Raw genomic sequence first — 13667 nt, 5'->3', positions numbered from 1 at the left:
AGGCGCACAGGACCGTGCTCAGCGCTCGATGATCGGCAGCACTAGGCGGCTGGGCCGTGCGCCACCGTGGTGAACGGTGTTGTCCGCGACCACCATGTCCTCCAGAGCCTGGGAGGAGATCACTCCACCGGTGTTGGAGTTGCGGTCGTAGTGGGGGAAGTTGCTGCTGGAGATGTCCAGACGGATCCGGTGACCGGGCAGGAACACGTTGGAGGTCACCGACATCGGCACGGTCACCTCGTAGACCTCCCCGGGCACCATGAGCTCCGGCTCGGAGAGGCTGTTGCGGTAGCGCAACCGCAGGATGCCGTCGCACAGGTTGATCGCGCGGCCGTCGGGGAAGACGTCGACGAGCTTGGCGGTGATGTCCGTGTCCACGGCCGACGAGGAGACGAACACCTTGAGCTCGACGAAGCCGGTGACCTCGACCGGCTCGGTCAGGACCGGGCCGGTGTAGCACAGGACGTCGTCGCGACCGTCGACTGCGCTCTGGTCGACCGGACCGACCAACCCCGGCAGCGACGGCAGCAACGCGCCACCCGCAGTCGAGACCGGGTCCCGCGGGTCGTATCGGAACCCGTCGCTCCCCTCCGCGCTCGGCACCTCTCGGGTGAGAGTGCCGTCGCCGTTGCTCGTGTTGGCCGAGCCGTCGCTGCGCAGGTGATAGTCGACGTACTGGGTGTCGGGCAGCGGGAAGTCCTCCTCGTCGCGCCACTGGTCGATGCCCATGACGAACAGACGTACTCGGGGTGCTGGGGTTTCGGGACCGCGCCCCCTCAGTGTCTCGTCGAAGAAGGCGACGTGGGGCTCTGTGAGCTCAGCGGCAGCCATGAGACCGAAGTAGCGGTCGGGGTACTGTCCAGTCATACCGCCGTGGTCCCAGGGACCGACCAGCAGCCGGGACTCCTCGCGTGCTCGTGGCGAGCCACCCTCGGTGCGGACGCGCACGTAGTCGGCCACGCTCTCGGCGACGTAGAGGTCGTACCACCCGGCGATGTTGAGCGACGGGACAGTCACCGAGCCGGCCGACCCTGACCAGTCTTGTGCTGCCCAGTACTCGTCGTGGTCGGGGTGAGCGAGCCAGTCGTCGAACCAGCGGCCCTTGCCATGCACGGGCAGGTCGGCGACCGGCGTGGCGTCGTTGACGGACAGCGGGTCGATCAGGGCCGCCCCGAGGCGCATCAGCTTCGAGGGGTCGGAGGTTTCGCCGCTCTGCAGAGACCGCTGTTCTTCGGCGGCGTACATCATGGAGTTCCACCACGTCACCAGGCTCAACGACAAAGCTCCGCCCTGCGAGTACCACAGGCCCTTGTACCAGTTCAGCGATGCCGCCGTGGGCGCGATTGCCCCCAGGCCCGGGGTGTCGGTGGTGGCGAGTGCCCATTGGGTCATGCCCATGTAGGAGGCGCCGTACATTCCGATGGTCCCGTCGCTCCAGCCCTGCTCGAGGATCCAGGCGGCGGCGTCCTGGCCGTCCTCGATCTCGTTGACCTTCGGGGTGAAGGACCCCTCGGAGGTGTAAGTGCCTCGGGCGTCCTGCCAGACCACCGCATAGCCGGCGTTCAGGAAGGCAACCACGGATGGGATCGGGCTGTTGAGCCCGCCGCCCATGAGGGTGTGTTCCTTGTTGTAGGGCGTACGCATCAGCAGGGTGGGCGCCTGCCCCTCCATCGGTCGCCAGACATCGGCGTACAGGATCACTCCATCCCGGGTCTTCATCGGGACGTTGCGCTCGTAGACATGCTTCATCGGATTCTCCTTTGAGACTTCATCGAACTACTTGATGTGGCCCGAGGGGTAGGGATGGGCTGGGTTCTCGTACGCGCACGATCAGTCGGCCGATCGCTCGGCGTTCGTCCAAGGCGCGGAGCGCGGAGGCGGTCTCCTCGAGGCCGAAGATCTCGCCGATCGGTGGGTCGATGGCGCCGGACCGGATCAGTGGCATCAGCTCGTTCCACTGCTGGGCCGCGTATCCCGGGTCGAGATGCCAGAACTCCTCGGAGGCCGCGCCCATGACGGTGGTGTTGGTGAGCAGGAGCCGGTTGACCTTGACGGTCGGGATCTCGCGACCGGTGAAGCCGATCACGATCAGACGACCCTCGGGCGCGAGCGTGCGCAGCGAGTCGGTGAAGCGGTCTCCGCCGACGGGATCGACGACGACATCGACGCCGCGGCCGTCGGTGAGCCGGGAGACCTGATCACGAAACCCCGCTACCGGAACGACGTCGTGGGCGCCGGCGGCACGCGCGATCTCACCCTTCTCCGGTGTCGAGACCACCGCGATGACCCGGGCGCCGTACGCAGCGGCCAGCTGGCACGCTGCCGTACCCACGCCACCGGCGGCTCCTTGCACCAGGACGGTCTCGCCGGCGAGGAGGCGGGCACGGCGCCTGAGTGCGAAGTGGCCGGTCAGGTAGTTGAGTGGCAGTGCCGCTCCCTTGTCGAACGTGACTTCGTCGGGCAGAGGGAAGACCATCTCCGAGCTCACCGCGACGGTCTCGGCGAAGCCTCCGATGACCGGCATCGCGGCGACCCGGTCGCCGGCGCGGAACCCGCCAGAGTCCTCGCGGACCACGCCGGCGACCTCCCAACCCGGCGTGAACGGCAGCTCCGGACGCAGCTGGTATCCGCCGCGGGTCTGCAGTACGTCGGGGAAGACCACGCCGGCGGAGTGGACGTCGATCCGCACCCGCCCGGCCACCGGTTCCGGTTCGGGCTGGTCACGGATCACGACGCCATCAGGGCCGTTGAAGGCGGTGATGACTGCTGCTCGCACGGGAGCCTCCTCGGGATCGGGATGTGGGGTTCATTCGCCCGAGGACCTTCGAGGCACCCGCAGGATCAGCGCGTCTCCTTGGCCACCGCCGCCGCACAGTGCGGCCGCTCCGAGGCCGCCGCCGCGGCGTCGGAGCTCGAGGGCGAGGTGGAGCACGATGCGGGTGCCGGAGCAGCCGAGTGGGTGGCCGATCGCGATCGCGCCGCCGTTGACGTTGACCTTCTCCTCCGGCAGGTCGAGGGCGCGCATGGACTCGATGCCGACGGCGGCAAAGGCCTCGTTGAACTCGACCAGGTCGAGGTCTTCCACCGTGAGGCCGTCCTTCTCCAGGGCCTTGGCGGTCGCGTTGGCCGGTTGCAGCTGGAGCGTGGAGTCGGGGCCGGCGACCATGCCGTGGGCACCGATCTCGGCGAGCCAGTCCAGGCCGAGCTCCTCGGCCTTGGACTTGGCCATCACCACGACGGCGGCGGCACCGTCGGAGATCGGCGAGGCGGATCCGGCGGTGATGGTCCCGGTGTTTGAGAAGGACGGGCGAAGCTTAGCGAGCGTCTGGGTCGTGGTGTCGTCGCGTACGCCCTCGTCGGCGGTCACGACGATCGGGTCGCCCTTGCGCTGCGCGATGGTGACCGGGACGATCTCGTCGTCGAAGAGGCCGTTCTTCCGTGCCGTGGCGGCACGCTGGTGGGAGCGAGCTGCGAAGGCGTCCTGCTCTTCTCGGGTGACGGCCAGGTCGCGATCGGCGTTGACGGCCTCGGTCAGGGCGCCCATCGCCTGCGCGGTGGTCTGGTCGTAGAGCCCGTCGTAGGCCATGTGGTCGACGAGGGTCATGTCGCCGTACTTGGCGCCTTCTCGGCTTCCCGGCAGCAGCCGCGGAGCGTTGGTCATCGACTCCATGCCACCGGCGACGATGATCTCGGCCTCACCGGCGCGGATCATCTGGTCGGCGGTCGCGATGGCGTTGAGACCGGAGAGGCAGACCTTGTTGATGGTGATCGAGGGGACGTTGCCCGGGATCCCGGCCTCGAGCCCGGCGCTCCGTGCCGGGTTCTGGCCGGCGCCGGCTTGGAGGACGTGGCCCATGATCAGGTAGTCGACCTGTTCCGGCGAGACGCCTGCCTTCTCCAGGGCGCCCTTGATGGCGATGCCCCCGAGGTCGGTGGCCGTGAGGGATCGCAGGCCACCGAGGAGCTTCCCGATCGGCGTACGGGCGCCCGCGACGATGACGGTCGGCCCTGTTGACATTCGGGGAGTGTTCATCGGATCGAGGATCCGATCCCGATGCCGCCATCGACGTCGAGCACGACGCCGGTGATGTAGCGGGCCTCCGGCGATCCCAGGAAGGCAGCGGCTGCGGCGATGTCTTCGGGAACGCCGGGGTGCTTGACCGGGACCTTGCCGATCAGCAGCTCGCGTGCGGGGCCGTTCATCGAGGCGAGCATCGGGGTCTGGATCAGACCGGGCGCGATCGCGTTGGCGGTGATCCCGTGCCGGGCGCCCTCGAGGGCGATGGTGCGGGTGAGGCCGACGATGCCGGCCTTGGCCGCGACGTAGTTGGCCTGGCCGAAGTTGCCCCGCCAGCTCATCGAGGAGAACGAGATGATCCGGCCATAGTTGCGGCTCTTCATGTGCGGCATGGCCGCTTGGATGCAGAGGAAGGAGCCGGTCAGGCTGACGTCGATGACCGCGTGCCAGTCCTCGACGGAGATCTTCTCGACGCGGTTGTCGCGGATGATCCCGGCGTTGTTGACCAAGACGTCGACGCGCCCGTCGGTCTCGGCGACGCCGTCGATCCAGGCCGTGACGGCCGCGGGGTCGGTGACGTCGACGACGTGCGGCACCGGTGGGAGCGGCGCGTCCGCGGCGACCTTTCCGGCTGCCTCCTGGACGGCGTCCGCGTTGACGTCGGCGAGATGGACCCGGGCGCCTTCGGCGGCGAATCGGTGGACCATCGCCAGGCCGAGCCCCTGGGCTCCGCCGGTGACGAGGACGGTCTGGTCTGTGAACCGCTCAGGCAACGGTTCGCTCCTTCTTGGAGGTCGACCGCGGTGTGGAGCGGCCGAGGAAACGGATGAGGTCGGTGGCCACGTCGGAGCCGTTCCAGTGTTCTTCGAACATGTCGAGCTCCTGCGTCAGTGCGGCCGCGGTCGCGGTGGGGTCGTTGACGATGAGTCGCTTGTAGCGGTGCTGGGCACCGGCCGGGCGGCTCGTCAGGACGGTGGCCATGGTGTGGGCGGTGTCGAGCAGTGCGTCGGGGGCGACGACCTCGTGCAGCCACCCCGTCCTGCGCGCGAGGTCCTCTGCGGGCATGAGCTCGCCCGTCAGCGCCAGCCACGCGGCGGTGCCGGCGCCGAGCTTCGGGGGCATCCTCACGCTGGCTCCTCCCCCGGCGATCAGGTTGTTCTTCACGTGCCCATCGCCGATCCGGGTGCCGGCGGCGGCGATGACCAGGTCGCACGCCAGCGCGATCTCGAGACCACCCGCGACCGCGAACCCGTGCAGGGCGGCGATGAAGACGATCGGGCTGGCCTCCATCGCGAGCGTGAGGTCGCAGATCTCGCGCAGGTGCGGCCGAGGCGACTCTCCGCTCTGGGCACATTCGAGCAGGTACGCCAGGTCGGCTCCGGCACAGAAACCCTCCCCCGCACCGGTGAGGATCACGACCCGGACCCCGTCGTCCTCTGCCCGGGAGAGCTGGCGAGACAGCGCACTCACCAGCGACGGGTCCAGAGCATTGCGGGACTCGGGCCGGTTCAGCGTCCAGGTCTCGACATCTCCGGTCCGACTCGTCAGAAGGACGTCGGTCACCGGGCGCCCCCGACCTCGGCAAGCCGCTTGCGCAGCACCGCGCGCTGCACCTTGCCGCTCGGCGTCTTGGGCAGGTCCGCCACGAACTCGATCTGGCGGGGGTAGGCGTGGGCGGCGTACTCCTTCTTCACCCAGTCCTGGAGCTCCTTCACCAGAGCGTCGGTGCCCTCGAACCCCGAGGTGAGCACGACGTACGCCTTGATGACCTCGCCCCGCATCTCGTCCGGCGCGGCCACGACCGCGCACTCGGTCACGGCCGGGTGCGTGCCCAGCGCGCTCTCGACGTCGAACGGGCCGATCCGGTAGCCGGCCATCAGGATCACGTCGTCGTCGCGGGAGGAGAAGTGGATCAGACCACTGTCATCGATCGTGATCAGGTCACCGCTGAGGTAGAACTCACCATCGGCGCTGAACCGGTCACCGCGGTGACCACGATCCTGGCCGTACCCGGTGAAGGTGAAGAACGGACTCTCCGCGATCCGCACCGCCAGCCGCCCGACCTCGCCGGGCTCGGCAGGTACGTCCTCGTCCAGCCTGAGCGCGGTCAGGGACCACCCGGGGAAGCTGCGGCCCATCGCCGCCGGCTCGACCCGCGTAGCGGCCTGGGGGTGGTGGGCGAAGCCGGCGGGCATGCCCAGCTCGGTCTGCCCGAAGTGGTCGTGGATCTCCAGCCCCCACTGCTGCTGAGCCCAGGCGAAGACATCCGGGGTCAGCGGCTCACCGGCGCTGGAGAGCCGCCTCAGCGCCGGAAGCTCCGCCCGCGTCTTCGCACCGCGCAGACCCCGGAAGATCGTGGGCGCCGCCGCCAGATCGGTCACCTCGTACGTCTCCAGGATCCGCCAGGTGGTCTCGGCATCGAACTTCGCCGTGCTCACGATGTTCGGAACACCCACGCACATCGGCGCGACCACCCCGGCGTACAGGCCATAGGCCCAGCCCGGATCAGCGGCGTTCCAGTAGACCGCGCCCTCCTCGACCCCGAGACCGATCTCGAGATAGGCCTGCCAACCCGCCACGTACGCGAGCGGGTGGATGACCGTCTTGGGCTTGCCCGTCGTGCCCGAGGTGAACATGTGCGTCAGCTCCACCTCAGGCCCAGTCGGCGCCGGCTCCTCCCACAGCGGCGCGGCCGCCACCGCTGCCGCCAGGTTGACGCCACCCGCAGGAGGCTCGGCACCGGCGTCGAGCCCGGCCATCAGCCTGACCCGGCCCTCGGGCAGCTTGCCGAACTGGTCGCCGTCGGTGACCACCACGCGTACGCCGCCCTGGTCCAGGCGGTCGGCGACCGCTGATGCGGCGAAGGCCGTGAACAGCGGCATGTAGACCGCACCCAGGCGCCAGATGCCCAACATCACCGCGGGAAGATCGACGTCCTTGCCCATCAGCGTCGCCACCCGGTCACCAGCGCGCACCCCGTGCTCGCTCAGCACCGAAGCGATCCGTCGCGACCGGTCGGCCAGCTCGCCATAGGTCAACGACACCTCGTCCAGCCCTGCATCGATGAACCTGAACGCGACCGCATCGCGCGGATGGCGGTCGCACATCAGCTCTGGCGCACTGGCGGTCGGTGACGCGAATGCGCGGAGAATCTCTCCGACCCGGCCATCAAGATTCTGGCTCACGACTACTCCTTGGAACGGCGACGCCCTCGTCTCGCCCGCGCCCCGCCCGGAGGCGTGCGGCTCGACCTGGGTACAAATCAGGAAACGTTTGTACCGTGACAGTAGTCACAGCATCGCAAATGCACAAGGGGTACGCAGCAACGAGTCTGCGTACCCCACGGCCGGAGTGTGGCTAGGCTTCCGGGCGCCGTGCTTCAGGAAGCTGCGGGTAGGGCGGCTTGTCGATGCCCAGCACCCCGGTGCAGGCCAGCGGGCGGGCCTGCAGGAAGACACCGACGCGATGGGTCTTCTGCTTCAGCGCATGGCTCATGGCGCTGGCATGTCCGCCCTTCTTGTAGGCGAAGTCGCGGGCCAGGGCGTAGGTCTTCCAGAGGCTGATCGAGGTGTGCTCGTACGGCAGCTGCGCCGAGATGTCGATGCTGCCGCGGTGCCCGGGGTGGTGGGCGGCGCGGCTCGCCGCGTGCAGGTTGTTGCGCATGAACTCGACGAGCCGGCCGTGCCGGAGGATGCCGTGGACGACCGCGACCATGGGCTCGTTGTCGACGAGCGGCTCCGCCCCTTCGGCGGTGGGCTTCCAGCCGTGCCAGTGATCACGCTCGGACTCGGAGTCGATCCTCACCCGCACGATCTCGCTGTCGAGGCTGAACCGTCCAGGGCCATCGATGGCGCAGCGCAGCGGGCCGGCGAAGGCGGCCTCGGCCGCCTCCGCCGACTCCCACGCGGCGACGAGCGCACAGCCGCCCGGCAGGAGGTTCGGCGCGAGGGAGTGCGTGCCGTTGTTGGCGTAGTTCACCGTGACCCCACGCAGGCCGGCGACGCCGGCGTCGATCGTGCGCCTGAGGTCGCGCCGCCATCTGATCCGCCCGCTGGGCGGCCGTAGGAAGGCATCGACGGTCAGGAAGTCCGGTCGGCTCATCGCTGCCTCAGGACGCCGCGGACTCGGTCTTCGAGCCGAGGAAGTCCAAGACCTCGGGGACGAACTCGTGGTGGTACTGGAACACCCCGCCGTGGCCGGAGGCCGGGTAGATCCGCAGTCGGGAGTCGGGCAGCCGGGCCGCCATGTCCTTGGAGTGCTCGCTGGCGACCATCAGGTCCTTGTCACCGTTGGCGACGAAGACCGGGATCTTGATCTGCTCCAGGTCGTCGGCGGGATGCATGCCGGCGCTGGTGATCGCGCGCAGCTGGGCCAGGCCCGCCTGCGCGGAGATCGGCTTGTCCCGACCCGACGTACGCTCCGCGAGCCGGTCGAAGTAGGCGTTGGCCGCCCTCTTGCCCTCGGCGGTGCGCGGGAAGAAGAGGAAGTGACGCGGGTCCTTCCGGGACAGGAACGCCTTGGTGTAGGCGCCGCCGACGATGAACGGCATCTTCCAGATGCCGCCGCCACCGCGGGGGCCGCTGCCGGCGACCACCATGCGACGTACGAGGTCGGGCGCCTGGAGGGCGACCATCTGGGCGACGGCACCGCCGAGCGAGAAGCCGATCAGGTCGACCTCCTCGTGGCCGAGCGCACGGATGAAGGCGATGGCGTCGGCACCCATCTCCTCGATGTCGTTCGGCACCCGGCCGCCGGTCGCGCCGACGCCGCGGTTGTCGAAGGCGATCACATGGTGCTGGGAGGCGACGCCGTCGAGGACGCGCGGGTCCCAGTCGTCGAGGACGGCGGTGAAGTGATGCAGGAACACCACCGGTACGCCGCCGGGCTTGCCGAGCTCGCGGTAGGCGAACGAGGTGCCGCCGACGTCGATCGTCTTGTTGGGTGTGGTCTTCCAGGTGGTGGTCATCGCTTGTTCCTTCGTGAAGGTGCCGCCGGGACGGCGACGGGAGGTGTGGAGAGTCGGGCGTCGAGACGGGCGAGGACGTCGAGGATGCGGCGGTCGCGGGCGAAGCGGGAGTCGAGCGTGGGCCCCAGGAAGCCGCGCCAGGCGGAGACCGGACGCCACAGGTTCGGCCGCATGACACGGGCCGCGCGCGCCTCGAGCCCATCGGCGATACCGGCCGCGGCCTGGGCCGGGGTGATCCGCTTCAGCATCGCCTTGGGGAGCGCGCCGAGCAGGTCCATGACCACCGGGTCCTCGTCGACGCCGCGGGCGATCATGTCGGTCTGCACCAGCGAGAAGTACGCCGTCAGGACCGAGACACCGTGGTCGGCGAGCTCGACGCGCAAGCCGCGTCCGAGCTGCTCGACGGCCGCCTTGCTCATGGCGTACGGGATGGCGCCCATGCCGTTGAGGAAGGCGAACACGGAGCTGATCAGGACGACCTGGCCCCGCCGAGCGATCACCTGGGGCAACGCGGCCGAGACCGTGTTCACGACACCCGTCACGTTGACGGCGAGGGTGGCCTCGAGGTCCGCGGTGGGCGTGTTGCGCAGCGTGGCCGCCTTCGCGAAGAGCCCGGCGTTGGCGATCACGACGTCGACCCGGCCGAATCGGTCGACGGTCTGGCTGACCGCCGCCTCGAGCGAGGCAGGGTCGCGGACGTCGGCGACGCAGCCGAACGAGTCGGTCGCATGCAGCGCGCCGGCTCGCACGGGCGTCGTCGGATCGATGTCGGCCACCGCCACCCGGGCTCCCCGGTCGAGCAGGGTGCGGACGGTGGCGGCGCCGATCCCGCCGTTGCCACCGGTGATCAGGACGACCTTGTCGGCGAGGTCGTACGTGAGGCGGCTCATTTCAGGCCCCGGCGCGACGCGAACGACACCCGGCCGTTGCGGCGCACCATGGCTACGGCGGTGCGCAGCACACCACGGTCGAGATCCGGCTCCTGCCCGCGGGCCAGCCGGTGCATCTGGTCGGTGTTCCAGGCGAGATTGAGGACTCCGTCGAGGGCCTTCAGATCCGCGAACCGGCCGAGCAGACCTCGCATGCCGGCGCCGATCTCGTGGGTGTTCAGCTCCGCTGCGCGTCCCCGGAGGATCGCATCGGCGGAGTCGGTGGTCGTCACCGTCGGGCGGCCGATGCCGACGAGGTCGCAGTCCCCGGCGGTGAGCGCGTCCTGCATCCCGGAGCGGGAACGGAAACCGCCGGTCACCGCGAGCGGTACGTCCCCGGCCGCCTCGCGGACGGACCGGGCGTAGTCGAGGAAGTACGCCTCACGCGCCCGGGTCGAGGAAGCGGCCGTCCCGGACATCGCCGGTGACTCGTAGTTGCCGCCGCTGACCTCGATCAGGTCCACGTCCTCGAGCGCGAGCGCCTCGACGACGGCGCGCGAGTCGTCCTCGGTGAACCCGCCACGCTGGAAGTCGGCGGAGTTGAGCTTGACCGACACTGCGAACCCGGGACCCACCCGGGCACGTACGCGGCGGACGACCTCGATCAGGAAGCGCATGCGTCGCTCGGGGTCGCCGCCCCACTCGTCCTCGCGCAGGTTGGTCAGCGGCGAGAGGAACTGGGTGGTGAGGTAGCCGTGCGCCGCGTGGATCTGTACGCCGTCGAAGCCGGCTTCCTCACAGACCTTGGCCGCGACGGCGAAGCGTTCGATGATCTCCTCGATCTCCGCACCGGTGAGCTCACGGGGAACGGCCGCGCCGGGAAGCGCGAGCGGCACGGGGCTCGGCGCCACCGGCTGGTGACCGAGGTCCATCAGGTTGGACTGACGGCCCGGATGGTTGACCTGGGCGAAGATCGCGGCGCCGCCGTCGTGCGCGGCCTTGGTCCACGCGGTCAGCTGCGGCAGGGCGCGGTCGTCCTCGATCACGATGTTGCCCGGCTCCCCCAGGTGCCGGCGGTCGACCATGATGTTGCCGGTGACCAGCAGGCCGTAGCCGCCCTGCGCCCACCGGCGGTAGAGGGTGACGATGCGCTCGTCGGGCGAGTTGTCCGCATCGCCCAGCGCTTCGCTCAACGCCGCCTTGGCGATGCGGTTGGGCAGGCGTACGCCGGACGGAAGGTCGAGCGGATCAGCAAGCGAGGCCATGGATGCTCCAGTTCGAGGATTGCAGTACGTTCGTAATAGTATGATCATAATGCTAAGGTAGTGACAACCCCTGGAAGGAGATTCACCTCATGGCGAGATACAGCCCGGAGCACAAGGAAGCGACGCGGCGCCGGATGATCGAGACCGCCGGACGCCGCTTCAAGAGCGACGGCATCGACGGCTCGGGCATCGCGACGCTGGTTGCCGACGCCGGACTGACCAACGGAGCCTTCTACGGTCACTTCACCTCGAAGGAAGACCTGGTCGCCTCGGTCGTGACCCAGCAGCTCGCCGACCAGGTCGCCGTCGTCGACGCGCTTCCCACCGGCCTCGCGTCCGTCGAGGCCTTCCTCCGCGAGTATCTCTCTGCCGCACACCGCGACGATCCCGCCGAGGGCTGCCCGTCGGCTGCCCTCCTGGACGAGATCGGTCGCTGCGACGCGACGACCCGAGACGCCTACACCGAGGGCGCCCGCTCGATGATCGAGGCGATCTCGCGCCACCTCGAAGAGGGCGGCGGCCAGCAGACCGACGAGCGTGCGATCGGCATGTTCACGCTCCTGGTCGGTGCGCTGCAGCTGGCTCGTGCCGTCACCGACACCGAGCTGTCCGACCGCATCCTCGCCGCGGCCTACACCCAAGCCATGACCATTGCGGGAGCTCGTCCCGCAGGAACACCCACCCAGGAGTCACCATGAAGGCCTTCGTCGTCACCCGCTACGGTCCGGACGGGCTCGAGGCGGCCGACGTCCCGCCGCCGACGGTCGGACCTCGCGACGTCCTCGTCGATGTCCGCGCCGCGAGCATCAACCCGCTCGACAAGATGGTCCGTAACGGAGAGTTCAAGCAGCTCCTGAAGTACAAGCCGCCCTTCACCCTCGGTCACGACGTCGCCGGCGTGATCACCGAGGTCGGTTCGGAGGTCCGTGACTTCAAGGTCGGCGACGAGATCTACGCCCGGCCGCGCGACCTGCGCATCGGCACCTTCGCCGAGCAGATCGCCATCGACTCCGACGACATCTCCCTCAAGCCGAGGTCCCTGTCGTTCGAGGAGGCCGCCGCCGTACCCCTGGTCGCGCTCGCCGCATGGCAGGCAATGGTCGGCCTGGCCAGCGTCAAGCCCGGCGCGAGGGTCCTGGTCCACGCCGGCGCGGGCGGACTCGGCTCCACCGTCATCCAGGTCGCCAAGCACCTCGGTGCCCATGTCGCCACCACCGCCGCCACCAAGGACATCGAGAAGGTCCGCGAGCTCGGCGCCGACGAGGTCGTCGACTACACCAGCACCGACTTCACCGAGGTCCTCTCCGGCTACGACGTCGTGCTCGACTCCCTCGGCACGGCCAGCCTCGAGAAGTCGCTGACCGTCCTGAAGCCGGGCGGTCTGGCCATCAGCGTGGTCGGCCCACCCGACCCACACTTCGCGACCCAGATCGGTCAGCCGCTCCTCAAGCCCGTCGTGGCCCTGTTGAGCCGCAAGATCCGGTCCCGCGCCAAGAAGCTCGGCGTGCGCTACTCGTTCCTCTTCATGGAGGCGAACGGCACCCAGCTCACGACCCTCGCCGCGCTCTACGACGACGGCATCCTCCGGCCGGTCCTCGACCGCACCTTCCCCTTCGCCGACACGATCGAAGCGATGGCGTACGTCGAGCAGGGCAAGGCCAACGGCAAGATCGTGGTGACCCGATGAGCATCCCCGGCAACGAGCCCGTGATCACCTCCTACGAGCAGGCCCCGACCCGTTCCGTCACCGTCGGCGACGTGACGTACGCCTACCGCGAGCTCGGCCCGAAGGGCGGCATCCCAGTCGTCTTCTTCGTGCACCTCGCAGCGACCCTGGACAACTGGGACCCGCGCATCGTCGACCCCATCGCCGAGAAGCGACATGTCATCACCTTCGACCAGCGCGGCGTCGGCGCCTCGACCGGAGAGGTGCCCGACACCATCGAGGAAGCCGCTGATCACGCGTACGAGTTCATCGCGGCGCTCGGGTTCGAGGAGATCGACATCTTCTCCTTCTCGATGGGCGGCATGATCGCCCAGGACCTGATCCTCGAGCACCCCGGCCTGGTCCGCAGGCTCGTGCTGACCGGCACCGGGCCCAGGGGCGGGAAGGACATCGAGAAGGTCGCCGGAGTCACCTACTGGGACATCCTGCGGGCGACGCTGACCAGGTCGGACCCCAAGGAGTTCCTCTTCTTCAACCGCGACGCGGCTGGAAAGTCGGCCGCGAAGGCCTTCGTCAAGCGGCTCCAGGAACGCACCATCGACCGTGACCGGCCGGCCACCATCAAGGCGCTGCGGACCCAGCTGAAGGCGATCCAGGAGTACGGTCGCTCCGCCCCGTCCGACCTGTCGGCGCTCACCATGCCGACGCTGATCGCCAACGGCGACCACGACCGGATGGTGCCCACGGCTCTTTCCGAAGACCTCCATCGCCGCATCAAGGGCAGCCAGCTGATCATCTACCCCAACTCCGGTCACGGCGGGATCTTCCAGTTCCACGAGAAGTTCGCCCCGGTCGCTGCGGACTTCCTCGCCGACTGACCTCG

General features: G+C 69.1%; 13 protein-coding genes. 3 read left to right on the top strand and 10 right to left on the bottom strand.

Going from position 1 to position 13667, the window contains the following annotated elements:
- Positions 1 to 18: 18 nt before the first annotated feature.
- From ABTX24_RS05605 to ABTX24_RS05560, 10 genes are all read right to left on the bottom strand, one after another.
- Positions 19 to 1749, bottom strand: coding sequence for a CocE/NonD family hydrolase (locus ABTX24_RS05605; RefSeq protein ID WP_350837998.1), 1731 nt, complete (start codon positions 1747 to 1749; stop codon positions 19 to 21).
- 19 nt (positions 1750 to 1768) lie between these two features.
- Positions 1769 to 2776, bottom strand: coding sequence for an NADPH:quinone oxidoreductase family protein (locus ABTX24_RS05600; protein WP_350837996.1), 1008 nt, complete (start codon positions 2774 to 2776; stop codon positions 1769 to 1771).
- Positions 2777 to 2806: 30 nt separating this feature from the next.
- Positions 2807 to 4018 carry an acetyl-CoA C-acetyltransferase gene (locus tag ABTX24_RS05595; protein WP_350837994.1) on the bottom strand — a complete coding sequence of 404 codons (1212 nt, stop codon included), beginning with the start codon at positions 4016 to 4018 and terminating at the stop codon, positions 2807 to 2809.
- A gap of 11 nt (positions 4019 to 4029) precedes the next feature.
- Complete coding sequence (locus ABTX24_RS05590; protein WP_350837992.1) at positions 4030 to 4791, bottom strand: SDR family oxidoreductase; 762 nt, start codon at positions 4789 to 4791, stop codon at positions 4030 to 4032.
- Positions 4784 to 5581 (bottom strand): enoyl-CoA hydratase/isomerase family protein, encoded by a 798-nt coding sequence (locus ABTX24_RS05585; protein WP_160027910.1) that lies wholly within the window; start codon positions 5579 to 5581, stop codon positions 4784 to 4786. Before ABTX24_RS05585 ends, ABTX24_RS05590 begins: the two co-directional genes overlap by 8 nt.
- Positions 5578 to 7203 carry an AMP-binding protein gene (locus ABTX24_RS05580; RefSeq protein ID WP_201451254.1) on the bottom strand — a complete coding sequence of 542 codons (1626 nt, stop codon included), beginning with the start codon at positions 7201 to 7203 and terminating at the stop codon, positions 5578 to 5580. Before ABTX24_RS05580 ends, ABTX24_RS05585 begins: the two co-directional genes overlap by 4 nt.
- Before the next feature lie 172 nt (positions 7204 to 7375).
- Positions 7376 to 8119 carry a hypothetical protein gene (locus ABTX24_RS05575; RefSeq protein ID WP_350837990.1) on the bottom strand — a complete coding sequence of 248 codons (744 nt, stop codon included), beginning with the start codon at positions 8117 to 8119 and terminating at the stop codon, positions 7376 to 7378.
- Positions 8120 to 8126: 7 nt separating this feature from the next.
- Positions 8127 to 8984, bottom strand: a complete 858-nt coding sequence (locus ABTX24_RS05570; protein WP_160027908.1) for an alpha/beta fold hydrolase — start codon at positions 8982 to 8984, stop codon at positions 8127 to 8129.
- The gene (locus ABTX24_RS05565) at positions 8981 to 9874 is read right to left on the bottom strand and encodes an SDR family NAD(P)-dependent oxidoreductase (RefSeq protein WP_160027906.1); all 894 of its coding nucleotides are present in this window, start codon (positions 9872 to 9874) and stop codon (positions 8981 to 8983) included. The genes ABTX24_RS05570 and ABTX24_RS05565 overlap by 4 nt, the downstream gene beginning before the upstream one ends.
- Positions 9871 to 11118 (bottom strand): NADH:flavin oxidoreductase/NADH oxidase family protein, encoded by a 1248-nt coding sequence (locus ABTX24_RS05560; protein ID WP_350837986.1) that lies wholly within the window; start codon positions 11116 to 11118, stop codon positions 9871 to 9873. Before ABTX24_RS05560 ends, ABTX24_RS05565 begins: the two co-directional genes overlap by 4 nt.
- Positions 11119 to 11207: 89 nt before the next feature.
- Here ABTX24_RS05560 and ABTX24_RS05555 point away from each other — a divergent pair, with 89 nt between their 5' ends.
- The 3 genes from ABTX24_RS05555 to ABTX24_RS05545 are packed head-to-tail and all read left to right on the top strand — an operon-like array spanning position 11208 to position 13662.
- Positions 11208 to 11816 (top strand): TetR/AcrR family transcriptional regulator, encoded by a 609-nt coding sequence (locus tag ABTX24_RS05555; RefSeq protein ID WP_350837984.1) that lies wholly within the window; start codon positions 11208 to 11210, stop codon positions 11814 to 11816.
- Positions 11813 to 12805 (top strand): NADP-dependent oxidoreductase, encoded by a 993-nt coding sequence (locus ABTX24_RS05550; protein ID WP_350837982.1) that lies wholly within the window; start codon positions 11813 to 11815, stop codon positions 12803 to 12805. Before ABTX24_RS05555 ends, ABTX24_RS05550 begins: the two co-directional genes overlap by 4 nt.
- Positions 12802 to 13662, top strand: a complete 861-nt coding sequence (locus ABTX24_RS05545; protein ID WP_350837980.1) for an alpha/beta fold hydrolase — start codon at positions 12802 to 12804, stop codon at positions 13660 to 13662. The genes ABTX24_RS05550 and ABTX24_RS05545 overlap by 4 nt, the downstream gene beginning before the upstream one ends.
- Positions 13663 to 13667 lie beyond the last annotated feature (5 nt).

It is taken from the genome of Nocardioides sp. NPDC127514 (assembly GCF_040302125.1).
GTDB lineage: Bacteria > Actinomycetota > Actinomycetes > Propionibacteriales > Nocardioidaceae > Nocardioides.
The sequence above is the reverse complement of the archived record's forward strand: the minus strand, read 5'-3'. Positions and strand labels throughout refer to the sequence as shown.

Coding starts and splice junctions, on each gene's coding strand:
- ABTX24_RS05605 (WP_350837998.1), bottom strand. CDS start 1,749: ATGAAGCATGTCTACGAGCGCAACGTCCCGATGAAGACCCGGGATGGA.
- ABTX24_RS05595 (WP_350837994.1), bottom strand. CDS start 4,018: ATGTCAACAGGGCCGACCGTCATCGTCGCGGGCGCCCGTACGCCGATC.
- ABTX24_RS05575 (WP_350837990.1), bottom strand. CDS start 8,119: ATGAGCCGACCGGACTTCCTGACCGTCGATGCCTTCCTACGGCCGCCC.
- ABTX24_RS05570 (WP_160027908.1), bottom strand. CDS start 8,984: ATGACCACCACCTGGAAGACCACACCCAACAAGACGATCGACGTCGGC.
- ABTX24_RS05565 (WP_160027906.1), bottom strand. CDS start 9,874: ATGAGCCGCCTCACGTACGACCTCGCCGACAAGGTCGTCCTGATCACC.
- ABTX24_RS05560 (WP_350837986.1), bottom strand. CDS start 11,118: ATGGCCTCGCTTGCTGATCCGCTCGACCTTCCGTCCGGCGTACGCCTG.
- ABTX24_RS05555 (WP_350837984.1), top strand. CDS start 11,208: ATGGCGAGATACAGCCCGGAGCACAAGGAAGCGACGCGGCGCCGGATG.
- ABTX24_RS05550 (WP_350837982.1), top strand. CDS start 11,813: ATGAAGGCCTTCGTCGTCACCCGCTACGGTCCGGACGGGCTCGAGGCG.
- ABTX24_RS05545 (WP_350837980.1), top strand. CDS start 12,802: ATGAGCATCCCCGGCAACGAGCCCGTGATCACCTCCTACGAGCAGGCC.